The sequence below is a fragment of the Campylobacter avium LMG 24591 genome (genome assembly GCF_002238335.1).
In the GTDB taxonomy this organism is placed as follows: Bacteria; Campylobacterota; Campylobacteria; order Campylobacterales; family Campylobacteraceae; genus Campylobacter_D; species Campylobacter_D avium.
In genome coordinates this window covers 1,567,352-1,591,655 of sequence record NZ_CP022347.1, presented here as the reverse complement: position 1 = coordinate 1,591,655, position 24,304 = coordinate 1,567,352, and the positions used below count along the sequence as shown (strand labels likewise).

Annotated in this window: 28 protein-coding genes, 1 tRNA gene and 1 pseudogene; 15 read left to right on the top strand and 15 right to left on the bottom strand. The window is 34.4% G+C overall.

Annotated elements, in window-relative coordinates:
- Positions 1-6: 6 nt before the first annotated feature.
- Positions 7-3,084, bottom strand: a complete 3,078-nt coding sequence (locus tag CAV_RS08035) for a type I restriction endonuclease subunit R (protein ID WP_094324323.1) — start codon at positions 3,082-3,084, stop codon at positions 7-9.
- Between the two features lie 230 nt (positions 3,085-3,314).
- Here CAV_RS08035 and CAV_RS08030 point away from each other — a divergent pair, with 230 nt between their 5' ends.
- The 5 genes and pseudogenes from CAV_RS08030 to CAV_RS09355 all read left to right on the top strand — a co-directional run bounded on the left by CAV_RS08030 (position 3,315) and on the right by CAV_RS09355 (position 5,682).
- Positions 3,315-3,689: an MFS transporter gene (locus tag CAV_RS08030; protein WP_094324322.1), complete on the top strand. Its 375-nt coding sequence runs from the start codon at positions 3,315-3,317 to the stop codon at positions 3,687-3,689.
- 92 nt (positions 3,690-3,781) lie between these two features.
- A complete protein-coding gene (gene cutA, locus CAV_RS08025; RefSeq protein WP_186821771.1) occupies positions 3,782-4,099 on the top strand; it encodes a divalent-cation tolerance protein CutA in 318 nt (105 codons plus the stop codon).
- Positions 4,100-4,243: 144 nt separating this feature from the next.
- The gene (locus CAV_RS08020) at positions 4,244-4,777 is read left to right on the top strand and encodes a hypothetical protein (RefSeq protein WP_094324321.1); all 534 of its coding nucleotides are present in this window, start codon (positions 4,244-4,246) and stop codon (positions 4,775-4,777) included.
- Positions 4,778-4,794: 17 nt separating this feature from the next.
- Positions 4,795-5,079 (top strand): annotated as a pseudogene (locus CAV_RS09360) (Cache 3/Cache 2 fusion domain-containing protein); the annotation flags it as partial.
- Between the two features lie 216 nt (positions 5,080-5,295).
- Positions 5,296-5,682 carry a methyl-accepting chemotaxis protein gene (locus CAV_RS09355; protein ID WP_390088231.1) on the top strand — a complete coding sequence of 129 codons (387 nt, stop codon included), beginning with the start codon at positions 5,296-5,298 and terminating at the stop codon, positions 5,680-5,682.
- Between the two features lie 27 nt (positions 5,683-5,709).
- Here CAV_RS09355 and CAV_RS09215 read toward each other — a convergent pair whose 3' ends face one another.
- Both CAV_RS09215 and CAV_RS08010 read right to left on the bottom strand, forming a co-directional pair.
- Positions 5,710-5,841, bottom strand: a complete 132-nt coding sequence (locus CAV_RS09215) for a hypothetical protein (protein ID WP_261786906.1) — start codon at positions 5,839-5,841, stop codon at positions 5,710-5,712.
- Positions 5,842-5,855: 14 nt separating this feature from the next.
- Positions 5,856-6,419: an ankyrin repeat domain-containing protein gene (locus tag CAV_RS08010; RefSeq protein ID WP_094324319.1), complete on the bottom strand. Its 564-nt coding sequence runs from the start codon at positions 6,417-6,419 to the stop codon at positions 5,856-5,858.
- 120 nt (positions 6,420-6,539) lie between these two features.
- Here CAV_RS08010 and CAV_RS09045 point away from each other — a divergent pair, with 120 nt between their 5' ends.
- Both CAV_RS09045 and CAV_RS08000 read left to right on the top strand, forming a co-directional pair.
- On the top strand, positions 6,540-7,934 hold the full coding sequence (locus tag CAV_RS09045; protein WP_186821770.1) for an NTP/NDP exchange transporter: 1,395 nt from the start codon (positions 6,540-6,542) through the stop codon (positions 7,932-7,934).
- A gap of 43 nt (positions 7,935-7,977) precedes the next feature.
- Positions 7,978-8,053: transfer RNA gene (locus tag CAV_RS08000), tRNA-Ala, on the top strand.
- Between the two features lie 38 nt (positions 8,054-8,091).
- Here the strand turns inward: CAV_RS08000 and CAV_RS07995 are convergent.
- Together CAV_RS07995 and CAV_RS07990 are read right to left on the bottom strand one after the other, a co-directional pair.
- A complete protein-coding gene (locus tag CAV_RS07995) occupies positions 8,092-8,331 on the bottom strand; it encodes a type II toxin-antitoxin system YafQ family toxin (RefSeq protein ID WP_211277030.1) in 240 nt (79 codons plus the stop codon).
- Between the two features lie 23 nt (positions 8,332-8,354).
- Positions 8,355-8,651 (bottom strand): type II toxin-antitoxin system RelB/DinJ family antitoxin, encoded by a 297-nt coding sequence (locus CAV_RS07990; RefSeq protein WP_094324318.1) that lies wholly within the window; start codon positions 8,649-8,651, stop codon positions 8,355-8,357.
- A 367-nt stretch (positions 8,652-9,018) separates the two neighbouring features.
- On the opposite strand from CAV_RS07990, the gene CAV_RS07985 reads away from it, so the two are divergent.
- From CAV_RS07985 to CAV_RS07970, 4 genes are read left to right on the top strand one after another with little or no spacing between them, the layout of a single operon-like run.
- The gene (locus tag CAV_RS07985; protein WP_094752859.1) at positions 9,019-9,339 is read left to right on the top strand and encodes a hypothetical protein; all 321 of its coding nucleotides are present in this window, start codon (positions 9,019-9,021) and stop codon (positions 9,337-9,339) included.
- A gap of 34 nt (positions 9,340-9,373) precedes the next feature.
- Positions 9,374-9,646 (top strand): hypothetical protein, encoded by a 273-nt coding sequence (locus CAV_RS07980; protein WP_094752858.1) that lies wholly within the window; start codon positions 9,374-9,376, stop codon positions 9,644-9,646.
- Positions 9,646-9,885: a hypothetical protein gene (locus CAV_RS07975; protein ID WP_094752857.1), complete on the top strand. Its 240-nt coding sequence runs from the start codon at positions 9,646-9,648 to the stop codon at positions 9,883-9,885. Before CAV_RS07980 ends, CAV_RS07975 begins: the two co-directional genes overlap by 1 nt.
- A 22-nt stretch (positions 9,886-9,907) precedes the next feature.
- Complete coding sequence (locus CAV_RS07970; protein ID WP_094752856.1) at positions 9,908-11,023, top strand: autotransporter outer membrane beta-barrel domain-containing protein; 1,116 nt, start codon at positions 9,908-9,910, stop codon at positions 11,021-11,023.
- Between the two features lie 361 nt (positions 11,024-11,384).
- Here the strand turns inward: CAV_RS07970 and CAV_RS07965 are convergent, their stop codons facing one another.
- The 3 genes from CAV_RS07965 to CAV_RS07955 form a co-directional block, all read right to left on the bottom strand.
- Positions 11,385-12,902: an ABC transporter substrate-binding protein gene (locus tag CAV_RS07965; protein WP_245807406.1), complete on the bottom strand. Its 1,518-nt coding sequence runs from the start codon at positions 12,900-12,902 to the stop codon at positions 11,385-11,387.
- A gap of 72 nt (positions 12,903-12,974) precedes the next feature.
- Entirely contained in the window at positions 12,975-13,733 is a 759-nt protein-coding gene (gene map, locus CAV_RS07960) for a type I methionyl aminopeptidase (protein ID WP_094325994.1), read from the bottom strand.
- Positions 13,734-13,735: 2 nt separating this feature from the next.
- Positions 13,736-14,350, bottom strand: a complete 615-nt coding sequence (locus CAV_RS07955; protein ID WP_094325993.1) for a putative metalloprotease CJM1_0395 family protein — start codon at positions 14,348-14,350, stop codon at positions 13,736-13,738.
- Between the two features lie 76 nt (positions 14,351-14,426).
- Between CAV_RS07955 and CAV_RS07950 the strand changes: the two genes are divergently transcribed.
- Both CAV_RS07950 and CAV_RS07945 read left to right on the top strand, forming a co-directional pair.
- Positions 14,427-14,813: an HIT family protein gene (locus tag CAV_RS07950; protein WP_094325992.1), complete on the top strand. Its 387-nt coding sequence runs from the start codon at positions 14,427-14,429 to the stop codon at positions 14,811-14,813.
- Between the two features lie 56 nt (positions 14,814-14,869).
- Entirely contained in the window at positions 14,870-15,439 is a 570-nt protein-coding gene (locus tag CAV_RS07945) for a YceI family protein (protein ID WP_094325991.1), read from the top strand.
- Here the strand turns inward: CAV_RS07945 and CAV_RS07940 are convergent.
- Positions 15,432-16,352, bottom strand: coding sequence for a hypothetical protein (locus CAV_RS07940; RefSeq protein ID WP_094325990.1), 921 nt, complete (start codon positions 16,350-16,352; stop codon positions 15,432-15,434). The genes CAV_RS07945 and CAV_RS07940 overlap by 8 nt on opposite strands.
- A 105-nt stretch (positions 16,353-16,457) precedes the next feature.
- On the opposite strand from CAV_RS07940, the gene CAV_RS07935 reads away from it, so the two are divergent.
- Positions 16,458-17,114 (top strand): hypothetical protein, encoded by a 657-nt coding sequence (locus CAV_RS07935; protein WP_094325989.1) that lies wholly within the window; start codon positions 16,458-16,460, stop codon positions 17,112-17,114.
- A 76-nt stretch (positions 17,115-17,190) separates the two neighbouring features.
- Here the strand turns inward: CAV_RS07935 and CAV_RS07930 are convergent, their stop codons facing one another.
- From CAV_RS07930 to dapB, 5 genes are all read right to left on the bottom strand, one after another.
- Positions 17,191-18,054 (bottom strand): autotransporter outer membrane beta-barrel domain-containing protein, encoded by an 864-nt coding sequence (locus tag CAV_RS07930; RefSeq protein ID WP_094752855.1) that lies wholly within the window; start codon positions 18,052-18,054, stop codon positions 17,191-17,193.
- 91 nt (positions 18,055-18,145) lie between these two features.
- Positions 18,146-18,811: a hypothetical protein gene (locus CAV_RS07925; protein ID WP_094752854.1), complete on the bottom strand. Its 666-nt coding sequence runs from the start codon at positions 18,809-18,811 to the stop codon at positions 18,146-18,148.
- Between the two features lie 342 nt (positions 18,812-19,153).
- Positions 19,154-19,576 carry a hypothetical protein gene (locus CAV_RS07920; protein ID WP_094324515.1) on the bottom strand — a complete coding sequence of 141 codons (423 nt, stop codon included), beginning with the start codon at positions 19,574-19,576 and terminating at the stop codon, positions 19,154-19,156.
- A gap of 212 nt (positions 19,577-19,788) precedes the next feature.
- Positions 19,789-21,129, bottom strand: coding sequence for an amidophosphoribosyltransferase (purF, locus tag CAV_RS07915; RefSeq protein ID WP_094325982.1), 1,341 nt, complete (start codon positions 21,127-21,129; stop codon positions 19,789-19,791).
- Position 21,130: 1 nt separating this feature from the next.
- Positions 21,131-21,847, bottom strand: a complete 717-nt coding sequence (gene dapB / locus CAV_RS07910) for a 4-hydroxy-tetrahydrodipicolinate reductase (protein ID WP_094325981.1) — start codon at positions 21,845-21,847, stop codon at positions 21,131-21,133.
- A gap of 110 nt (positions 21,848-21,957) precedes the next feature.
- Between dapB and CAV_RS07905 the strand changes: the two genes are divergently transcribed.
- Positions 21,958-23,739, top strand: coding sequence for a PhoX family protein (locus tag CAV_RS07905; protein ID WP_094325980.1), 1,782 nt, complete (start codon positions 21,958-21,960; stop codon positions 23,737-23,739).
- 23 nt (positions 23,740-23,762) lie between these two features.
- Here the strand turns inward: CAV_RS07905 and CAV_RS07900 are convergent, their stop codons facing one another.
- Positions 23,763-24,071 (bottom strand): PepSY-like domain-containing protein, encoded by a 309-nt coding sequence (locus tag CAV_RS07900; protein WP_094325979.1) that lies wholly within the window; start codon positions 24,069-24,071, stop codon positions 23,763-23,765.
- Between the last annotated feature and the right edge of the window lie 233 nt (positions 24,072-24,304).

Below are 24,304 nucleotides of genomic sequence, written 5' to 3'. Positions count from 1 at the left end.
AAAATATCACTCCTCCACTAAAATATAGGCAAATTCTTTGAATCTATCAAAAAATTCTCGCATTTGTGCGATAACATTTTTGCGTTTAGCTTCATTTTCTTCTTTTTGCTTACCTCCTGCAAAAATCGACATCTTAGGCAAAACCTCGCTAATCTCTACGCCAAGCTCTTGAAATTCGCCTATTTTGATAGCGTTGTATAAAAAGTCTTTAGCTTTTTCTTTTTGTAAGTTTTCAGATTCTATAAGCTTTTGTAAGTGTTCTTTGTATTTGTCTTTTATAAAGCTTTTAAAGAGTGAATCAAAATCCTCACTCTTGCTACCTGATAAAAGCTCTAAAAACTCCCGTAATAATTCTTTTTTGTTTCTCAAACTAGGACTTGATTCAAGGCTTTTTAGAATCTCTTGCTTTATCTTACTGTCTTGTTTGTTGCTGTATGTTTGCAAGAGAAACATTATATACTCGACATTGACTTCTACTTGCTTTATAAGCTCTATTTCAAAAACTATGTCATCATCAATTCGTGCGGGGGTTGCTTTAGCAGGGCGAATCCTCTCCCAAATATCTACATAATGGCTTTGATAGTCTTGCTTGTCTGCGTGGGTAAGTGTGGAAATTTGGCTAAATTCATCAAATACGCGCAAAATATTTTCTAACTTTAAGATACGGTTAAAAAGCTTTATAAAGTCTCTTTCCTCTGTATCTGTGCTAAGTGGAAAACTTGAAAGGGAAAAATTTTCTTTAAGCTCTTTTGTAAGCTCTTTATAACCTTTGTGGTAGGTTTGATTTTCATCAGTGTAGCCCTCTAAATAGTCTTTAAAGCTTCTAAGCAAAGCTATGCTTTGAGTTTTTTTATCGCCATAGAGTTTTAGGCTGTCATTAGTGGCTTGTTCTAGGTTTCTAAAGCATACGACATTGCCAAAATTTTTGACTTCATTGTAGATTCTATTTGTCCGTGAAAAAGCTTGCATAAGGGAGTGGTATTTGAGATTTTTATCTACCCATAGAGTATTTAAGGTTTTAGCATCAAAGCCTGTGAGAAACATATTTACAACTATTAAAATATCTAACTCTTTATCCTTAAGTCTTTTTGAAATATCTTTATAGTAGTTTTCAAATACTGATGTATCAAAGCTCGTGCCAAAGATAGCATTATAATCTTTTATGGCAGATTCTAAAAATTCTTTAGAGCTTTTTGTATCTGCACCAGAATCTAACTCATCTAAATTTTCATTAGCTATATAGCTGTAAATAATGCCTATTTTTAGCCTTTCTTGCTTAGGTTTATGCTCTTGTTGCTTTTTAAATTCTGCATAATAGGCTTTTGCTGCTTCTACTTCTTGTGTGGCAAAGATAGAATTAAATCCTTTTAATCTTTTTTCTTCTAAAGAATAGTGTTTATTACGCAAGGTTTTAGAATCAAAATGCGTAAGTATGTATTCTACGATGGTAGCTATACGCTCTGGATTATTTAGGGCGGATTTTGTATCTATGCTATTTACTTGCTCTTTTGATTCTAGTTCTTGGATTTCTTTTTCTTTTATGGTGTTTATGTATTCCACTCTAAAAGGTAGGACATTTTCATCTTTGATTGCATTGACTATGGTATAAGTGTGCAAACAGATTCCAAAAGTTGTTTCGGTCGTTTGGACTAAAGCTTTTTGTGTTTCATTGCCTAATGCATCTTTATCTTTTATGGTGCTGTATTTGCCACTTGGGGCATTTTCTTTCATTATGGGTGTGCCACTAAAGCCAAAAAGATAGTATTTTTTAAAAGCCTTTGTGATAAGGCGGTGCATATCTCCAAACTGACTTCTATGGCATTCATCAAAGATAATCACTACTTCCTCATCAAAAATGCTGTGCTTTTTGTATTTATTTACAAAGATTGAAAGCTTTTGAATGGTGGTTATGATGATTTTGCTTTGTGAATTTTCTAGTGCTTTTTGAAGTTCGTTTGTATTTTTTGTGCTATTTGCTGCACCTTTTTGAAATTTGTCGTATTCTTTCATCGTTTGATAATCTAGGTCTTTTCTATCTACGACAAAAAGCACTTTTTTGATAAATGGTAATTCACAAGCAAGTTGTGCGGTTTTAAAGCTTGTAAGTGTTTTGCCGCTTCCTGTGGAATGCCAGATGTAGCCACCAGATTCTTTACTGCCATAAAGCTTGTGATTATGTGCTATAGTGATTTTTTCTAAAATTCTCTCACTTGCTGCGATTTGATAAGGTCGCATAATAAGCAAAATATCATCAGTATTAAACACGCAAAAACGCGTCAAAATAGCTAAAAGCGTGCGTTTGCTAAAAAATGTTTTGGTAAAATCCTCTAAATCTAAAATGATGTTGTTTTTACTATCAGACCAAAACATAGTAAAGCTAAAACTTGCATTTTGCTTACTTTTGGATTTATCTTGGCTGTATTGTGTGGAATTGCTATAATATTTTGTTTGAGTGCCATTACTGATAACAAAAATTTGCACATATTCAAACAAGGCATCACCTTTACTAAAGCTCTCTCTTGCGTATCGTTTGATTTGATTAAATGCTTCTTTGAGTTGCACGCCTCGCTTTTTTAATTCAATATGCACTAAAGGCAGTCCATTTACAAGTATGCTTACATCATAGCGATTTTTATAGCTTCCTTCGTCGTTGTGAAATTGGTTTATTATTTGTAAGTGATTATTATGAAGATTGTGCGTATCAAGCAATTTGATATTTTTCTCGCTACCATCATCTCGCTCTAAAAGCTCGGTATGTCCTTTTTCTTGTATCATTTTTGTTTTTTGTTTAAAGTCTTTTTGTGTATTTGCTAAAGAAGTTTTATAAAATCTTTCCCATTCTTTATTGCTAAAAGTTACATTGTTAAGCCTTTCTAACTGGGTTTTTAGATTTTCTTTAAGGCTTGGATAGTCTTTGATGTGTGAGGCGTATTCATAGCCTTGAAGTTGCAAGTCTTGTATAAAAGCTTTTTCTAAAGCCTCTTCACTTTGATAGCCTCTATCTTTGCTTCTTTTGGCTTCATAGTGGGCTACTACGGTGCTAAAATCATTTTGACTGATGAGGTTTTGATGTGTTTCTTGCATACTCTATCCTTAATGTGTCATTGAGTGCATTGTCTTAGGCGTAATTATATCTTGCATAGTGCCTATAATCTTTGTAAATTTGGGATTTTACATTGCTGTGTTGCCAAATTTCTACCTTTATCATAAAAGCCTAATTGTAACAAACTTGAAATAATATACAAACAAGAGCAGCAAACATCTTGTGTATGGGCATTTTAAACAAGGTGTGCGGGTTTTAATCAAAAAAGCTTATGCTTCTTTGTCTAGCAATTTTCAGCCTCGCATCTTTTCTTTCTATATTTGCGAATGCCTTTTGGCAATATTTGTTTTTAAGAGGGCTAGTGGGTATTTTTCACCCTATTTACTGTGCTCTAGCCTTTAGCATAGCGGCAAAATCAGCAGCCAATCCAAAAGACGCTCCAAAAGAAGTGGCTAAGGTCTTTGCAGGAGTTTCTGCTGGTATGGTTTTGGGTGTGCCTATGGGAAGTTACTTAGGAGGGAATTTCTCTTACGAGCTTTCACAAGCTTTCTTTTGCTTACTTAGTGCTTTGACATTTATCGTAACACTCTTTTTGGGCTTACTTGGCATAGTATTAAGGCTTAGAATTGGCACAAAACTATCTTAGCTAAATACCTTGCCTTACAAAAAAAGCCTTGCTATAATGACAAAATTAATTGCAAGGCTTTATAATTTGTAAATTCTAGCTAAAGGATTAAAATGCCCATCTTGATACAAAGCACGGTTTCTAGCAAAAAACAAGCACAAAAATTAGCCCATAAGCTTTGCAAAAAACACCTAGCCGCTTGTGTGCAAATTCATAAAATAAAAAGCTCTTATTTTTGGCAAGATAAATTTTGCAAGGAAAGCGAATTTATTTTAAATATAAAAAGCAAAAAGAAAGCCTACAAAAAAATAGTCAAATTTATGGAGAAAAACCACCCTTACGAAGTCCCTGAAATTATCGCTTTTAAGATAGATAGGCTAAATAAAGCTTATAAAAAATGGCTAAAAAATTCCTGTAAGAATAAATTTTAAATTTAAAAAATATTTATTGCAAATTGTGTAATTTCTTAACATAAATTCAAAAAAAAAAAAATCCAAAAAAATTTTTAAATACAAAATCGTTTTTTTTTGATTACAATCATCATATACAAAAATATTTTGTAATGGTGCTAATCTATGCTAAACAGTTTTAAGTCAAAACTCATACTCGTTTTATCCTTGTGTATAGCCCTTGTTGTTGTGCTTAGCGCTTTGTTTAATTATTTTTCAAGCCTAAGCTATGTAAGCAATAAGCTAAAAAGCGAAGAGTTGCCTATCATGGCTAGATCCTTGGCTAAAAGCGTTAGTCTTGAAATTCTAGCACTTATACACGGCTCTAGTGTCATGGCAAATGATGTCTTTTTTCTTGAGTGGATTGAAAACAACGAAAATTCTCAAGACGGCGTATTTTACAGATACCAAAACAAAATGAAAGATAATTTTAAGGCCTCAACATCTTTCTTTGCTTCCATTAGGAGCTTAAATTTTTACTCTCACGAAAAGATAGAAAGCAAGCTAGATATAAACGGCAGGGATAAATGGCTGCTTGAAGCGCAAAATAGCCCACATCCTTATGTGCTAAATATGGATTTTGACAGAAACAACAACGACCGTTTAGTTCTTTTTGTAAATCACAAGGTATATGCTAAAAATGCGAATTTCTGGGCATAGTTGGTCTTGGTTCTTCTGTGGAAAATATAGAACTTTTAATCAATAACCAAAAAATAGGCAAAAACGGTATGTCTTTTTTGGTGGATGAAAAGGGCAAAATTTTATTTCATGAAAACAAAGAGCTTATCTTAAATAAAAATTTAAGCGACATCGCAGCCCTTAAGCCTATCTCAAAAGGGCTTTTAGAAAATGAAGGAGAGGTTTTTACATATGTGGATGAGAACGAACGCGAAAGGTTTGTGATTTCAACCAAGATTAAAGAACTAGGCTTTATAGTAATAACCGAGCTTGATTCGAGTGAAGCCTTTGCGCCTATTTATGAGAATTTATACAAAACTCTTACTTACTCCTTTGTCTTTATAGTAATTGGCGTGATTTTTGCCTATATCCTTGCTTCGTATTTTCAAAAAAATATCAAAAAACTTCAAGACGGAATTTTGAATTTCTTTGCATATTTGCATTATAAAAAAAGCGATATACAAAGCATACAAATCAAGAGCAAAGACGAGCTAGGCCACATGGCTGCATTGATAAATGAGGGCATTAAAGCCACCCAAATCAACCTCCTTTCACTTAACGCAGCCATTGAAGCTGCACGTGCGGGAGAACACGGGCGTGGCTTTGCTGTGGTGGCTGATGAGGTAAGAAAGTTAGCAGAATCAACCCAAAAATCCTTAGCGCAAATTGAAGCAAACAGCACGAGCTTGGTGCAAAGCATTATAGAAACTAGTTCTGTGGTAAATTCTCAAACACAGGCTATGCAAAATGTAAGCAACATAGCTAATAAAATTTCCACCGCCTCGGCAGAAAACATAAATTTAATTAAGAATTTCCAAGAAATAGCAAAAGAAATTAGCGAAATGTCAAACAATATGAAGGATGAAATTAAGAGTAAAAAATTCTAACCTTAAAGCATTTGCTTTAAGGTTATTTTAATCTTGTAAATTCTCAAAGCTCTTAGCTCCAGCTTCTTGTAAAAGCTGTATATTTATATCATAGGCATAATCTAGTGCTGTTTTATTTCTATCCTTAGCATTTAAGTTTACTCCCAAGCTTATAAGCATTTTTGTAGCCTCACCTAGGGCTGTTCTTTAGAGGCAGCTGCTATCATCAAAGGAGTTTGTTTTATGTTTTCATTCTTGTATTTAACATCAGTTCTTGCTTCCATATTGGCTCCAAATTTAGCTATTAAGGCCAAGGCTTGCGTCTTTTGGTAGTTCGCACAGTTGTGTATAATGCTCCAGCCGTCCTTGCCTAAACTTTCAAAACTAGCCTTCTTATCAAGCAAAAACCCAATCAAATTCACATCGCTTCCGCCAAATTTTATATAATATTGTAAAACGTTGTTCTCTCCGTCGCTATCACTGGCTTTTAAACCGTAAGAAAGCAAAAAATTTAACATATCAAAATTCTTAGTTTTTTCATAGGCTAAACAAGCTTGATACAGGCTAAGAGCAGAGTTAAACATAGGCTCTTCCTCAAAGTCAAAACTATTTTCATAAAAGATGTCCTCTAGCTTAAAATCCTTTAAAAAATTTCTTGTTTCCTTTATGTTGTTGCTAGAAATTAAGTGCCAAAGCTCTTTTTGCAAGGAATCTTTTTCCTCAAAACTCATCTTTTTTATGTATTCTAAATTTATCATAACTATGCCTTTTAAAAAAGTAATTGTAATTACATTACATCAAAACTAAGACAAATTTTGTTTTTTAAATATTAAGCTTACTGTCCTATAATCGCATTTTTAGTTTTTAAGGAAATAACCTTGAATAATATTTTATATAAATTTTTTTCTGTAAATACCAAAGAATTAGCCTTGCTTGCCTATTCTTTCTTTTTTATGTTTTTGCTTTTTGCTTCTTATGCTATCTTAAGACCATTGCGAGATGCCTTAGGTTTGGAAGGCGATACAGTAGATCTTAAGTGGCTTTTTCTAGCAACCTTTATACTAATCATACTAGCTTCCTTAGCTGCTATGTGGATTAGCTCTCGACTAAAAAGAATGTTTTATATCAATGCTATTTTTATATTTTTTATATCAAATTTATTTATCTTTTACATTGCTATGCAAACAATTAGCAGCGATAGTGTGTATTTTTTATGGCTTTGTAGAAGTTTTTATGTGTGGGTGTCTATTTTTAATCTCTTTATCATATCTTCTGCTTGGAGTTTATTAGCTGATGTTTTTACTAAGGATTTTAGCAAGAGAATGTTTGCTATGATAGCTGCTGGAGCATCTTTGGGAAACATAATGGGTGCTTATTTGGTCTCTGTGCTTGCTGCTTCTATCACTGTTGATTTGTTTATCTTTATTTCTATTTTGTTCTTACTCTTTTCTTTGATACTTAAGAAATTAATCATAAGTGAGGGCTTTAAATTTAACGACAAAGTAAGCTTTGAGGATAAATTTCAAAAGCCTATAGGCTCTAAAAATCCCTTTGAGGGCTTTAAGCTCATAATAAAATCAAAATACCTAATGGCTTTACTTGGCTTTATACTACTTTTAACCTCTGTTAGCACATTTTTATATATGGAACAAGCAAGAATGATATTTGATATGTTTCCAACAAGAGAAGCAAGAATTCAAGCCTTTGCAAACATAGATTTAATAGTGCAAAGCCTTAGCTTTTTTATACAAATTTTTCTAACGGCTAAGATAGTGCAGTTTTTCGGCATAAAATGGCTGCTTTCTTTGCTTGGCTTTGTTCTAACTGTTGTTTTTGTAATAATGGCTTTAATGCACTATGGAGGACTCGCTGAAAAACCAGAATCTAGTGGTGGAATTTATGGTGGCTACGGTGGCTACAAAGAACCAATACATAGGCTTTTTGATAGTTTGGTTTCAGAGCCAGAAACTACTTATTTTTACCCTATAGTATTAATAATAGCTATGGTTATAAGAAGGGTTGGAGAATACGCACTTGTAAAACCCGGACGAGAAATGCTTTTCGTGCCTCTTGATTCTGATTCAAAATACAAGGTAAAGAATTTCTTAGACACCGTTGTGTATAGAGGAGGAGATGCACTATCCTCACAACTTGAAGGTGCCTTAGCAAAGATAAGCATTGCTTTAACATTATTTGCGGGAGCCTTTATTAGCTTTATTTGGGGACTTTTAGGTTTATTTTTATCTAGGAGTTATGAAAAAAACAAATACTAAATTTAAAAACAGTTTAAAATAAATTCGCTATAATCTCATTTTCGGGGCATTAGCTCAGCTGGGAGAGCACAACGCTGGCAGCGTTGGGGTCAGCGGTTCGAGCCCGCTATGCTCCACCATTTCAAATCTTTCATCCCAAGTTTTTGTATTTTTTTTCTTATTTAAAAAGTTTTGCGTGTGTGCCTATTCTTAAAAGCTTTATAACATCACCATCCACCATATAAATTACAAGCATATCGCTGCCTATGTGAAATTCCCTTGAGTCTTTGTATTCTCCCAAAAGGGCGTGATCTCTTGCTTGTTTTGGCAAGGGTATATCATTACTTAAAAGAGCAAGATAATTGATGAAATTATTAAACTCGCTTTCATTTAATTGTACTCTATCAAAATCCTTGATAAAACTTTTCTAACGCACGAGCTTCATTCTTTTTCCCATTTCTTTTTAAGCTCAGCATATTCTTTTTTTAGCTGTTCTATAGTAACTTCTTCTAAATTTTCATTATTTCTAGCATTTTCAATCGCTCTTTTTGTGGCTTCGTTTGGCACTTTAGCTCCTTTAATGCTAAATGGCACTTTGTTTTCGTTTATCACAGCCTTAGCAAAAACATTAAAAGCCGAGCTAAGATTTAAGCCCATAGTATTTACAATGCGTTCAAATTCTTGCTTATCCTCTCTACTCATCCTAAAAGTTACATTTATCATATTACTTTTTGACATTTTTCATCCTTTCTGCCTTAAATTTAAGGTAATTAGCATAAAGTTAAGGCATTTTTACTTAAATGCTAAATATTTTTATTTTGATGGAGATTATTTTATAAAAGAGTGAAAAATTTAAAAATAAAGTAGAAATTTAAACAATGAAATTTTAAAAATAGAATTTAAAAAATATAGTGAAATTTCAAAATTTAAAATGAAATTTAAAAAATTTTAAAATTTTTTGCTTTTTTGTTAGCCTCATTAATCGTTTTTTTTGTTATATAATCTTTTCCGCATTTTTAACTTAAATTTAAAGGTTTTGCTGTGAAAAGGGCTCTTTTTTATTCTCCTTTTAGCTTCTTTTGTCTTTGCTTTGAAAAGTGAATGGGTGGGTAAGATAGAGGATAGCCCTGTAAATTTAAATGACGGAGAAAGTAAAACTGTTATATTAAAAAGAGACCCTAGTACCGACACAGCTAATCTCTTCGCAAATCGAGTTAATTTTGAATATACTACTTCATCTGGCTCTTCGACATTGACATTGCAAAAAGACCCAAACCTTAATACAGATATGAGCTACTTCATACAAGGAAATATGCAAGTAAGTGGAAACAGTCATTTAATTATGAATTTAATAGCACAGGGGGCTATGGTTTATTCAACTAAATGGAGGTATAACCGCAGATGGCTCAACTATAGAGATAAATAATGTAAATAATTTTGTTATAGATAAGAAAGGCATGATGAGCGGAGAATTAAAGGTTACAAACGGAGGCACTTTAAATATAAATAATGTAGATAGCTTAATAAATGTATCAAGCACTAGTGCTTCAGCTTCTATATACAACAATAATTCCACACTTCACATAGACGCTGATGTATATAATTATGATAAAGATACTTCAACAGGTGGAGGATATTTTCGTCAAACAGGCGAAAATGCTGAAACAACTATAGGGGCTCTTTTTATAATGCTGGTTTTAAAAGTGGTTCTGGAGGCAGGCAGGATGCCTTAGTGCATATAAATGGTGGAACTTTTACTGTAAATGGAAATTTTTATAATGGCAAGAATGATACTTACGCTTCTAGTGATTATTACGGAGTTGGAAATTTAAAAGCTGACAATGGAGCCTTAATAACAGTAAATGGAAATTTCATAAGCGATGCACAGGGAGAAAAGTTTGGCAGTTTAGACAAATATTACTCAACAGTTGATTTAAATAATGCAAATTTAGTGGTAAAGGGAAAAATTTAATGCTTCTAATAGCTATATTTCTTTGACAAACACAGCTAAAATTTATACAACAGATTTTACTTTAAATGATAGTGCCACTATGAATTTCGTAGGAGGAGATACAGGCTTTGGTTATATAAATGCCTCATCTTCTGCTAATTTTAATGGCGTAACTAACTTTCAACTCATAGGGGCAATTGCTAAAAATGATAATATGTCTTATCTTTTTCTAGAAAGTAAGGATGTTAGTGGCAATATAAAAGAAGGTTCTGTAACTGTGTATGATAATTATGGAAATCCTCTTTCTGATTCTGGCTACACCTCAAATATAGTTAAGGTGGGAGATAAATACTTCTTAGTATTCGGCGAAGCAAATAATGAGGGGAATGAAAATTACCCTAATGCAAATGCTCAGCCTCCCGGAGGACACTTAGCCGGTTATGAAAATGGAATTCAACCGGACGGCGATACTGAAGGCGGAGACAATCAAGGCGGAAATGAGGGCGGTAGCGATGATAAACCTATAACACCAAGTCCAAGTACACCACCAACTTATGACAACCCCAAAGACGCTATACACTCAGCACTTAAAGATGCCTTTATAATATCTGATAATTATGTAGGAAAGGCTGTAAATGATATAGAAAAACAATTTGCTTTAATGCAAGATGAAAGAAAAACATATCAAGGGAATTTAATATATCATAATATGTTAGGTAGAATTGCTCATCTTAGTAGTAGAAATAATAATATTGCTTTTAATAGAAATACTAATAATTATGCACTTTCTAAAAGTAACTCTCGTATAGAAACTGAAGGAATGTATTTAGATAGATTTAACTATAGTTTAGGTTTATACTCAAGAGTTTATATGCCATATTCACTTGAGCTTGATGTATTAGGATACTATGCAAATAATCATAATAAATACGATAGAATTTTTGCTGGTTTAAGTCTTCATCAAGGAGATTATAAAAGACATAATATAGGAGCACAAGCTAGACTTGGATATAGATTTGAATTTAAAAATGAACATAGTTTAAAACCTTATCTTGGTATATTAGGAAGTTATTATCATATGCCTTCTTATAAAGAAAATGGAATACTACCTATAAGCAGAAGCACAAATACTTTTACAAGCTTATATGGTGTTTTATAGGTATAGAATATAAAAAAGAAATAAATACAGGAAGCTTTTTTATATCCTTAGAAGGAGTTAATGGAAAAGCTGTCTTTGGAGATAAGAACTATGAAATGAGCATAGGACAAGAAAAATATCTTATGAAAATCAAAAAGAATTATTTGCAAATGTATTTGCAGGTGCAAATTTCTCTGTATCAAAACACTTAGACTTTACAGCCTCTGTTATGTCTTAAGCCTATGAGGGTGGCTTTATAAATGTGAATGGGAGTCTTGGGTTTAGGTTGAGGTTTTAGGGCTTGAAACAGATATTAAATTTTATACTTTCACTTAGAATGTAAAATTTTTTATTTAGACCTTACAGCAAGCTAAGGAGCAATTTACTTGCTCCACTCCCACGCGTTGTAAGCAAAGCCTACGCCATGGTGTCCTAGGGTGTATGTTTTAATTCCTTTTATGTTTTTGTTAAAGGCCAAAGGATAGTCAATATAGGCTATGAATACGAAAGGAGGGTTTTCATCTAGGGATTTTATGAAAGTTTGGTATTCTTTTTTTCTTAGCTTTTTATCCAAGGTGTTTCTTGCTTTTAGCAAGCTTTCATCTACTTTTTTATCGCTGTATGAGCCGAAATTCCAATCCGCGTTGCTTGTAAAAACCCTATAAGTGTGAAAATCAGGGTCATACGGACTGCCCCAACCCACCAAAAACGCATCAACTTTTGTATAATCAAAGCTTCCAGCAGGTTTTGCAACGCCCTTTGCCTTAACTCCTATCTTGTTAAAATCGCTTACCAAGATATTTACAAGCGCCACTCTTAAAGGGTCGTTGCTCATGGCGTAAAGTTCAAATTCCAGCACCTTGCCATCTTTTTCGTAAAAATTATCAGCATTCTTTACAAAACCAGCCTTTTGCAAATACTCATTAGCCTTTTTTGTATCATAGTTGTATTGGGATTTAAAGCCCTCATAAGCAGCCCAGGACCTTTGTAGCGGTTCATTTGCCACCACAGCTATATTGTGCAGCAAATTCTTTACTATGAGTTCTTTATTTACGGCATGATTTAAAGCCTTTCTTACATTTAAATCCTTTAAAAATTCGTTGTTAAAATTAAACATCAAGGCTCTGTAATCAGCTGATTTTTCCATTAAGACCGTGAAATTTTTATCATTTTTAAAGTCATTTACGCTTTCAAAGTCTATCAATGCAACATCTACATTGAGGCTCTTAAGCTCAAGGGCTGCTATTTTGGTATCTTTGATGAGTTTTAGTATGAGTTTCTTTGACTTTACCTCTCCTAGATGAAAATTCTCATTCGCGACAAGCTCCATGTATTGCCCTTGTTTCCAGGCTTTGACCTTAAAAGCCCCCGTTCCTATGGGCTTTTGGTTAAAAGAAGCCTTGTTTAAGTCCTTATTTTGCAGGATATGCTTAGGTATCATACCCATACTTAAAGCGTCTAAAAACGCCGGAAAAGGTCTTGAAAGAGTGATTTTAATCTTAGTATCGCTTAGAATTTCAACATCTTTTATATCCTTAAAATTTACCTTAGTCGGAGCGTTTAGCCTCTTATCTAGCAAACTTTTTAAAGTAAATTCAACATCTTCCGCACTAAATTTCACCCCATCATGCCAAAAAACATCATCTCTTAAGTCAAACTCATACACCAGCCCATCTTTACTGATAGTCCAAGACTTAGCCAAATCAGGCCTTATGTTCATGTTTTCATCAAAGCGAGTAAGCCCTGAAAAAATGAGAGCCAAGGCACTATCATGGTCCTCGCTAAAAAGTGGATTTAGTCTTAAAGGTTCGTTTTCAACCGCTATTATAATGGTATTTTGAGGGCTTTTTGCAAAGGAAAAAGCAAATAATGAAAATATGGTAAATAAAATTCTAAGCAAAATACATCCTTTTTGCAAAATAATGCAAAGATTTTAAAGCAAAAAAGCTTTTAGCAAAAGCCCCCTAAGGGCTTAAATTTGAGATAGTATTTCAGCCTTGGAATTTACTATGGCTAGACAGTGTTCGTAATGAGCGGTGTTTAGTCCGTCTTTGCTTGCTACATTCCAATTAGGTATGAGATGTACAGGGGTGCCGTCCTTTTGGCAAATCATAGGCTCCACGCAAAAAACCATGCCATTTTTTATCTTTTCTCCGCTTTTTACATTGACGCCAGGTTCTAGGTAATTTGGAATTTCAGGCTCGCAGTGAGGTTTGCTTCCTATGCCGTGTCCACAGTATCCTCTAAGTGGCACAAAGCCCCTTTTTACTATGAAGTCCTCTATAGCCTTTGAAAGTTCTTTAAATCTCATGCCGGCTTTGATTATATCGATAGCATAGTACAAGGCATCCTTAGCACAGGCTATCAGCTCCTCATCTTTCTTTGAAATTTTACCAATAGCTATGGTTCTTGCGGCATCTCCATAAAAACCATCTTTAAAAGTTCCCACATCAAGCCCTAAAATATCACCCTCTTTTATCTTGGTATCATCTGGCTCTCCGTGTATACACACTGAATTTAAGGATATACATATAGCGCCCTTAAAGCCGTAAAGCCCTTTAAATGAAGGCTTTGCACCATGCCTTAGTATGAAATCCTCAGCCATATCGCTAATTTGTATCAAGCTCATGCCCTCTTTGATGTTTTCCTCTAAAAAATCAAGCGTCAAAGCAACTATTTTATTTGCTTCTCTTAGTTTTTGAATTTCGTTTAAATTTTTTATCTCTATCATGTTTATACCGCTAAAGAAAATGAGCTAGAATTTTCACTGCTTACATAAACCCTTGCTATGCTGGCTTTTTCTTCGCTACTCATTTCTTTATCATCCTTTCTAAGCGTTTCATCTTTTTGTTTTATAGCTTCGTTTTTTTCCTTGTTTTCCTCTGCTTTAATCCTAACTAACTCCGCCCTGGCTTCTATCTCCATTTGCATAGCACTTGCAGCCACCTTGTAATCCTGCGGACTAGGATCGCTTGGTGCCATGGCTGCTGCTTGAATTTGTCTTGCTTTGGCTATTGTTTCTTGCGGGGTGTTGCCCTCGGTGGTTGAGATTGAGACCTCGCCTGCTGTGGCGTACATTTTATTATCAGGTCCTTTGGTGTAGCTATAAGTAGCAGCACCGGTTAAACCGCCACCAGCAGCGACATGAGCCATCTCATGAGCCCTTACCTTGGCATCAATGACTTGAAGTCTGCTTACTAAGGTTCTTTCGGCAGGGCTTAGCTCGTTTTCGTTTTTTGTTTCTTGCGAATTTTCATTCTTTGAATTTTCGGTATTTTCTTGTTTTTGTTCGGTTTTTTTATCAAAAGAATAGGAGTTGTTGTAATAAGAATTTGCCGTAATTTGCATATTATCTCCTTTCTATCTTTTTAAAATTATACTCTAAATTTAGATAAAATGTTTAAGAAAATTTAGGAGAAAAGTTATGTTTTATGAGAGCAAAAATTTGTATTTAGAAGAGGAAAAATCCCAAATTCCTTGGATAAAAATTTTTACAAAAAAGCCTTATAAAGAGCTTAGCGAGTGCCCGTCTTTTTTGCAAAAAGAGCTTTTTGAGATGACACTTTTTTGCGAGAAAACCTTGCTTAGTTTTTACAAGCCCGATAAAATCAACATCGCCTCCTTTGCAAACTATGTTCCAAGAGTGCATATACACGTAATGGCTAGGTTTAAAAATGACGCCTTTTTTCCTGAGTGCATGTGGGGCAAGCAGCAAAGGGAGCTTGTGGATTTAAATTTAGCTAGTTTTGGTGATTTTGTATCATTTTTTAAGGCAGAGCTTGAAAAAAATGAATTGAGAGTTCAATATTAAATTTTTATTTGCCATTTTTAAGTTAAATATTTGAAAATAAATTTAAAGGAATTAAAATGAAAAAAGCGTTATTTTCACTAGCTTTAGCTAGCTCTTTGTTTGTTGCTTTTGCAAATGCAAAGCCTTATGAGATAGACAAAACTCACACAAACATAGGTTTTAAGATTAAACACCTTATGATAAGCACTGTAAACGGAAATTTCAAAGATTATAGCGGGGATATAGACTTTGATCCTAAAACCTTTACTTTTTCTAAATTTGAAGGTTCTGTAAAGGTTGCTTCTATAAATACTGAAAATAAATCAAGAGACGCACATTTGCAACAAGATGACTTTTTCAAGGCTAAAAAACACCCAGAGCTTACTTTCAAGATGAAAAAATATCAAAAGAAAAATGACAAAAGCGGCACTATGATAGGCGATTTAAGCATAGCAGGTGTTACAAAAGAAGTAAAATTTGACACTGAAATAGGTGGCGTAGCAGAAGTAAGAGGCAAAGAAAAGGTAGGTTTTTCTCTAAGAGGTGCTATAAAAAGAAGCGATTTTGACTTCGCACCAGGCAGCAAAGAAGCTAGTTTAGGCGATGAGGTTCAAATTTTAATCGACATGGAAGCAGACGCTAAGTAAGCATAACTTTTAAGCCCTTTTCATCAAGCATTTTCGTGCTTATGGGAAGGGAAATTCTCTCTTTTCTTATTTTGATTTCTGTATTTTTCAAAGCCTTTATAATGTGTTCTAAATTGCTTATTTTCATCTCATCATCGCAGACAAAAACAAAGCCGAATTTGGTGCTAAAAATCTTATAATCCTTGCTTAAATACCTTAAAATTTTAGCCATTTTTTTAAGATAAAGTCTTGCGTATTTTTCTTGCAAGTTGTCTAAAAGCTCGAATTTTAAAAGCATGAAATTTAAATTTTCTTTAGCTCTTATAAATCTTTTTAGCGAATTTTCATTTGGCAAAAAAGTAAGCGGGTCAAAAAACAAATCTTTGTATCTATCATAAAGCATAAAGCCAAGAAAAAACAAAGAAGCAAATTCAAAGTAAAAAAGCTCTTTTATATAGCTTGTAAAAAAGCTTATGTAAGCCAAGATAAGGCTTAGTGCTTGGTATCTTTGCGCGTTAAAAAATGAAATTAGTGCTAACAGTATGAAAACAGCCAAAAAAGGCAGCAAAATAAAGTCTGTAAAATTTGCGTAAGAGCTTAAAAATTCATCTATCTTGGCATTTGTATAAGGAAGTTTTAAACAAAAAAGCAAGAAGAAAAAGAAAAATAAAAGCGTTAGTGCCTTGCTTAAATTTAGCCTTGAAAAAAGTAAATTTTTGCTCGGCAAAAGGCAAAATAAAAACCAAAGCAAGGGCAAAAAGATGGCTAATAATAAATTTACTCTGTCTAAGGGAGCAAAAAAGTAAAGAAATCTAAACAAAAGCAAGGTAAGTGTTAGAAAGAAAATTTTACCCTGCTTGAAATAAAAGGCGCAAATAAGGGCTAAAATTTCAAAAACAACGCTGACTGTTGGTAAGAAGCTAAAAATTTGCATGCAAAAACCTCACAAAAACTTTGATTATAAGCTTTTTTTCTAAATTTTCTCTAAATTTTTAAAGACAAAAGCCGATTTAAAAAAGTTAGGTTTTAAGGAGCATTTATGAGGATTAAATTCCCTGCGGACATAGCTATTTCTAACGCACTTGGCGTAGAACTAGTTAATCTTATCAATCACAAGCTAAATAAAGAGCCTATTTTAAGCAAGGAAGAGATTAAAAAAGAGCAAATAGCATTGCTTGATGATTTTTTTGCTGGGGTTGAAAATACAGAGGGTAGCATAAGGGATTATGTGTATGAAAATGTCCTTGCTGATGAGCCTAGCAAGGAATTTGAAAGCTTTATGAGTTTTTTATATGAGTTTCGTCCTAGATGTTATTTCGCGCCAGAAGCAGGGATTATAAATAAAGAAACAGCCAAAAGACAGGCTATGCTTTTTAGCACTATGACAAATATGGAGGATTTTAAGGCAAGCTACATAGCCTTAAGCGTTTTTGAATCTAAGCTCTTTGAGGGCAATGACGCAAAAAATAGAGAAGAGTTTTATAAAGAAATGCAAGAAGCTGAGGAAAATGCCAAGAAAAAACGTTTTGAAGCCATAGAGGTTGAAAGAAAGAGTAAAACTTACGAATACGATGATATAGCTAAAAAATTCTTTTTAAACTTTTTAGAAAACGAAAGACAAAAGGGAAATGACATACTTAGCCTTTTGGAAAAAGTGCTAAAACTTGGTGGCAAGGGGCTTGATTTTAAAGCTTAAAACGCCAACCTAAATTCTAAGCTCCCATTTACATTCATAAAGCCACCCTCATAGGCTTAAGACATAAATTAAGCACTTATATCAAAGTCCTTAGACATAGAAAAAGATGCACCTGCAAAAGATTTGCAAAAGTTTCTTTTTCATTTTCATAAGATATTTTTTCTTGTCCTATGCTCATTTCATAGTTTTTATCTCCAAAGACAGCTTTTCCATTAACTCCTTCTAAGGATATAAAAAAGCTTCCACTATCTAGTATTTTTCTATACTCTATACCTAAAACACCATATAAGCTTGTAAAAGTATTTGTGCTTCTGCTTATAGGTAGTATTCCATTTTCTTTATAAGAAGGCATATGATAATAACTTCCTAATATACCAAGATAAGGTTTTAAACTATGTTCATTTTTAAATTCAAATCTATATCCAAGTCTAGCTTGTGCTCCTATATTATGTCTTTTATAATCTCCTTGATGAAGACTTAAACCAGCAAAAATTCTATCGTATTTATTATGATTATTTGCATAGTATCCTAATACATCAAGCTCAAGTGAATATGGCATATAAACTCTTGAGTATAAACCTAAACTATAGTTAAATCCATCTAAATTCATACCCTCTGTGTTTATATAAGACTTACTTATAGAAGCATAAAAACCAGCAAAGAACTCATCTTCTATTTCTTTATCATATCCAAAGCTTAGACCAAATTCAGAGCCTGAACTACTTTTATAATTACTATATCCTGCTAAGGCAGAGATATAGAAATTATCACTTTCTTGTTCTTCTAAATTTACATAGTAAGGTTTATAATAACTTGCTAAGCTTGCAAATTTAGATTTTGTGTTAAAGGCGTATTTTGGTTTATTAAGATTATTTGCTATACGACCTAACATATTGTGATGTATAAGATTTCCTTGATATGTTTTTCTTTCATCTTGCATAGTCTCAATCTGTTTTTCAACAGTACTAGTAGCAGTTCTTATAAGATTATTATTGTTTATGATAGAGCCATCTAAGGCTTCATAAATAGCATTATATATAGGAGCTTGGTGGAGTGTTTGGACTTGGTGTTATAGGTTTATCATCGCTACCGCCCTCATTTCCGCCTTGATTGTCTCCTCCTTCAGTATCGCCGTCCGGTTGAATTCCATTTTTATAACCGGCTAAGTGTCCTCCGGGAGGCTGAGCATTTGCATTAGGGTAATTTTCATTCCCCTCATTATTTGCTTCGCCAAAGACTAAGAAGTATTTATCTCCCACCTTAACTATGTTTGTGGTGTAGCCAGAATCAGAAAGAGGATTTCCATAATTATCATATACAGTTACAGAACCTTCTTTTATATTGCCACTAACATCCTTACTTTCTAGAAAAAGATAAGACATATTATCATTTTTAGCAATTGCCCCTATGAGTTGAAAGTTAGTTACGCCATTAAAATTAGCAGAAGATGAAGCATTTATATAACCAAAGCCTAAATCTCCTCCTACGAAATTCATAGTAGCAGTATTATTTAAAGTAAAATCGGTAGTGTAAATTTTAGCCGAATTTGTTAGAAAGATATCACTTCTATAAGCGTCAAATTTGCCTTTTACCACTAAATTTGCGTCATTTAAATCAACGGTTGAGCGATAGCTTGTCGAAGTGCTAAAGCTATCTCCTTGTGCATCGCTTATGAAATCTCCCTCTACTGTTATCACAGCTCCATTATAGGCTTTTAAATTTCCAATACCGCGATAGTCATTAGAAGAAGAGGAAGGATCATTCTTGCCATTATAAAAATTTCCAGTTACAGTAAAAGTTCCGCCGTTTATCTCTACTAAAGCGTACTCTCTACCTCCATTATCACTCTTAAAACCAGCATTATAAAAAGAACCCCTATAGTTGTTTTAGCGTTTTCGCCTGTTTGAAGCAAATATCCTGCACCCTGTGTAGTATCTTTATTATAATTATAAACATCGGCATCTATATAAATGGTGGAATTATTGTTGTATATAGAAGCTGAATCACTGCTATTTGATTTATTTGTTAAAATATCTACATTATTTATATAAGGTGCTTCCGTTTGAAACCGTTATACCACCACCTCCTTGCGTAGTATCTATAACAAAGTTATTTACATCATTTATTTCTAAGCTTGAGTTATATACCTTTATCGCTCCTTCGTCTAGCTTAAATAGACCCTTGCTTCCTGTGCTATCTAAATTCATAATCAATTGAGATCCTGGATTTATAAATATATCTCCCTCTATATAGTAACTCATATCACTTCCTTGAGAGGAAGAAAAAGTGCTTGGGTCTTTTTGTAATGCAAGTTTGGCAGTGCCAGATCTACCAGAATATGTAAAATCTACATTGCTTCCTTGCCCAAATATATTGCCATCTTTACTAGGGTCTCTTTTTAGTATTACTGTAACATCGTCTCCTGGCTTTAAATCCGAAGTACTATCCTCTATCTCACCCACCCATTCACTTTTCAAAGCAAAGACAAAAGAAGCTAAAAAGGAGAGTAAAAAAAGAGCCCTTTTCGCAGCAAAACCTTTAAATTTAAGTTAAAAATGCGGAAAAGATTATATAACAAAAAAAACGATTAATGAGGCTAACAAAAAAGCAAAAAATTTTAAAATTTTTGAAATTTCACTATATTTTTTAAAATTTCTACTCTATTTTTAAATTTTCACTCTTTTATAAAATAATCTCCATCAAAACTTACTAAAGAATACTGCCTTTCCAAGCCTATGCTCTCTTTAAGCTCATCTATGCTTAAAAAGGTAAGGGTGTCAGCTCCTACGAAGTTTTTTACCTCGTCTGCGTTTTTATTATGCGAGATGAGTTCCTCAAAGGTTGGGGTGTCTATGCCGTAGAGGTCTGGGAATTTGATTTCCGGACAGGCTATGGCTAGGTGTATGCTTCTTGCTCCTGCTGCTCTTAAAAGCGAGATTATCTTTTTCGAAGTCGTGCCACGCACTATACTATCATCAATCACTGCTATATCCTTGCCTTTTAAGACCTTTGACATAGGATTTAGCTTTAGTTTTACCTTGAAATTTCTAAGCTCTTGGGTTGGTTCTATGAAGGTTCGTCCTATGTAGTGGTTTCTTACTATAGCCATTTCTAAGGGTTTGTTTAAAAAATTTGAAAAGCCTATGGCAGCACTTACGCCACTATCTGGCACAGGCACTACAAAGTCGATGTGTTCTTTAAAGTTCTTGGCTAGGCTTTCGCCCATTTTTTTACGCACCTCATAAACGCTTTTGCCCTCGATAATGCTATCAGGCCTTGCGAAATACACATACTCAAAGGCACAAATTCTAGGCTCTTCTTTGAAAAGCTCTATGCTTTCGTATTTTTCGTAGCCGTTTTTAAAGATGAGCATTTCGCCCGGTTTTACATCTCTTATAAATTCAGCTTCTAGCAGGTCAAAGGCACAGGTTTCGCTAGCTACGATGTAGCCTCCGTCCTTTAGTCTAGCTAGGGATAGGGGTCTAACTCCGTATCTATCTCTAATGACGAAAAGCTCATCTTTTGAAGCTAGGATGAAGCAGTATGCTCCTAGGCAGTGTTTTAGACTTTCAATAATCCTTTCTTTTAGGCTTTCTTTCTTACTTCTGGCGATGAGGTGGATGAGATTTTCTGTGTCCATATTTGAGCTAAAAATCGCTCCTTCTTTGATGAGCTTACTTCTAATCTCGTCTTTATTTACCAAATTTCCATTATGCACTAGGCTTATGTCGCCTAAAACGCAGGTGGCACTTACGGGCTGGGCGTCATTTATGGAGGAAGTGCCTGCTGTTGAGTAGCGGTTGTGCCCTATGGCTATGGGACCTTTTAGCTTTTTAAGCAAGCTTTCGTTAAAGACTTGATTTACCTCGCCTTTTGACTTTATAGTTTGAATTTTGTTTAAATCGCTAACGCTTATGCCTGTGGCTTCTTGCCCTCTGTGCTGCATAGCAAAAAGTGCGTAATACGCATACACGGAGGCTGAATTTGAGTTTATAACTCCAACTACTGCACACATTCTAAAACTCCAACATATCGTTTATGCTGTAAAATCCAGCATCTTGCTTTATCAGCCATTTTGCTATCTTTATAGCACCTTTTGCGAAAGTGGCTCTTGAAGTGGCGGTGTGGCTTAACTCTAAAAACTCGCCATCCTCGTAAAAGCCGACCGTGTGTTTGCCTACGATGTCGCCTCCTCTTAGAGAAAGGACTGAAATTTCATCTTTTTTTCTGGCTTCTTTTCGGTTTGTAACCATAACCTTGCTAAGCTCTAAAGATCTAGCACTTGCGACTGAGTTTGCAAGGCTTAGGGCTGTGCCGCTTGGGGAGTCTTTTTTGTGCTTGTGGTGCATTTCTAAAATTTCTATGTCAAAGTCTCTTAAAATGGCACTTGCTCTTTGTGCTAGGTGGTTTAAAACGGCTATGCCTAAAGATGTGTTAGAAGCATAAAAAATTGGCATTTTTTTGCTTAGCTCTTTCATAGTCTCAAATTCTACATCAAGTCCTGTTGTGCCTATGAGTAGGGGCTTGGGATGAGTTTTTGCGAAGTCTAAAAGCGAGGCGGTGCCTTGCTTTGATGAAAAGTCTATAATTAAATCGCTATTTTGAAAAAAGCTTTCAAAGCCTGAATTTTTATCGTAAGAGGCTGATACAAAGGCTTCTTTGTCATCTTTTAAATTTTCTTGTATGCAAAGTCCCATTCTGCCGTTTGCACCGAAAAGTCCTAGTTTTATCATTGGTTTTCCTTTTGAAAAAGCTGAATTCTAGCATGTATTTTTTAATATGTTGAAAGTTTCTAAAAAGTTTCCAACTTGCTTTACAATGCCAAAAATTTTAAAGGATAAAGATGACAAGACGCAAATTTTTACAAAATTCAACTATGGGTTCTATGCTTGCTTTTTTTGCTGTTTCAAATTTAAATGCAGCTGTTCTTGGCTCAAGGAAAAGTTTGCTCGGCTTTGAAGAAATCGGCGCAAGCAGTGCTGATGAAGTGATAGTGCCAAAGGGCTATGAGAGTAAAATTTTACTTTCTTGGGGGGATCCTTTGTTTAGCAAGGCTTACAAATACGATGAAAGCAAAAAGATAGATGAAAGAGCGGTTGAGAATGCAAAGCTTTGTTTTGGAGATAATACAGACGGCATGAGCTTTTTTGAACTAGATAGCAAAAGAGCGATTTTAGCTGTGAATAACGAATACATAAATCCAGAGCTAATGTTTACTCATCAAGGAAAAAAGTTAAGCAAAAATGATGTTTTATACGAGCAGGCAAATGTTGGGGTTAGTATTTTTGAGATAGAAAAAGAGGGCGAGTTTTACTCTGTGGTGCTTGATTCTAAATTTAACAGACGCATTGACGCAAATACCAAGATGAAGGTGAGCGGGGCTGCGAAAAATGAGGTTTTGGCTGGCGAAAATTTTGTTTATGGTACTTTGAATAACTGTGCAAATGGCAAAACGCCCTGGGGGACATATCTTAGCTGCGAAGAAAATGTGGATGATTTTTTTGGAAGCAGTGATGAAAATTTTGTCTTTGATGAGAGTTTGAAAAGATATGGTTTTGGCGTGAAAAGTGTTTATGGCTGGGAAAAATTTGATAAAAGATTTGATTTAAGCAAAAACAAGCAGGAGGCAAATAAATTTGGCTGGGTCGTAGAAATTGACCCGTTTAATGCTAAATCAATCCCTGTTAAAAGAACGGCTTTGGGGCGATTTAAACACGAAAATGCTGAATTTGTGCTAGAAAAAGATGGAACTGTGGTTGTTTATATGGGCGATGATGAGGCGGATGAGTTTATATATAAATTTGTAAGCAAGCATAAATACAAAAAAGGTGCAAATACTGATAAAATTTTGGATGAGGGAATTTTATATGTAGGGCAGTTTAATGGCAAAATAGGGGATTTTAGAGGTAGCGGCAAGTGGATAGCCTTAGAATACGGTAAAAACGGGCTTGATGAAAAAAACGGCTTTAAGTCACAAGCTGATGTGCTTATAAATGCAAGATTTGCTGGGACTGTTGTTGGTGCTACGCCTATGGATAGGTGTGAGTGGATAGCCTCGCATAAAGAAAGTGCTCAAAAAGAAGTTTTTGCAACTCTTACAAACAACAAATCAAGAAAAGAGCCAAATGCCGCAAATCCTAGGGTTAAAAATGTATATGGTCAAATCATAAAATGGTGGCATAAAAATTCACATAAAGAGGATGAGTTTTCTTGGGAACTTTTTGTTTTAGCGGGCAATCCTAGCCAAAAAGGCCTAAACAAAGGCACAAACAACATCACAGATAAAAATAAATTCAACTCACCTGATGGCTTGTGTTTTGATAAAGATGGGCGGCTTTGGATACAAACTGATGGGAATTACTCAAACAAGGGCGAATTTAGCGACATGGGCAATAACTGCATGCTAGCGGCTGATACTAGAAGCGGAGAGATAAAAAGATTTTTAAGCGGGCCTGTTGCCTGCGAGATAACGGGCATTGCTTTTAGTCCTGATTATAAGCTTATGTTTGTGGGAATTCAACATCCGGGCGAGTTTTTAAAACCAAGCACTTTTCCTTACGGGCAAACGCCTCGTTCAAGTATAGTTATGATACGCAAGAAAGACGGAGGTATAATAGGAACTTAAGCCGTGCTAAAGACGGCTTATTTTTAATCATCCCAAGCTTGGCCTAGCAAGTTGCCATTTCTATCAAAATACATCTTCATGAAATTTGTAAGCTCAACTTCAAAACCGTAACCCTCAAAGTCTATATCTTTTATATATACTCCAGGATAGGTTTTTTGTATGGTGTTCATGGCCTTTTGAGGCAAGCCGTAATATCCTTGGTAAGGTTGAGGATTTACATAAGGTTGAACAGGCTGTGGGGCGGCTGGTGCTGGCTGAGCAGTAGCAGCTTGGTTAGCAAAGGCACATACGCTTGAGGCAAGCACGAGTGAAGCAATAAATTTTGTTTTCATAGATTTCTCCTTAAATTTGTTTTTCGAGGGCAAGTATATTTGTATTGTGTGAATTTTGCGTGAAGTTTGTTTTTGCTTAAAATATTTGTTTTATAAGCTTTATATTTTTTTGAATTTAGCCTTTGTGTTAATTTGTAAGCACATAGTGTAACGGTCTTTTAATTGAATGAAATTCTAAGCCTCATTTAATGAAATCTGTTATATAAAGTTCTTAAATTATCAAAAGAGCTAAG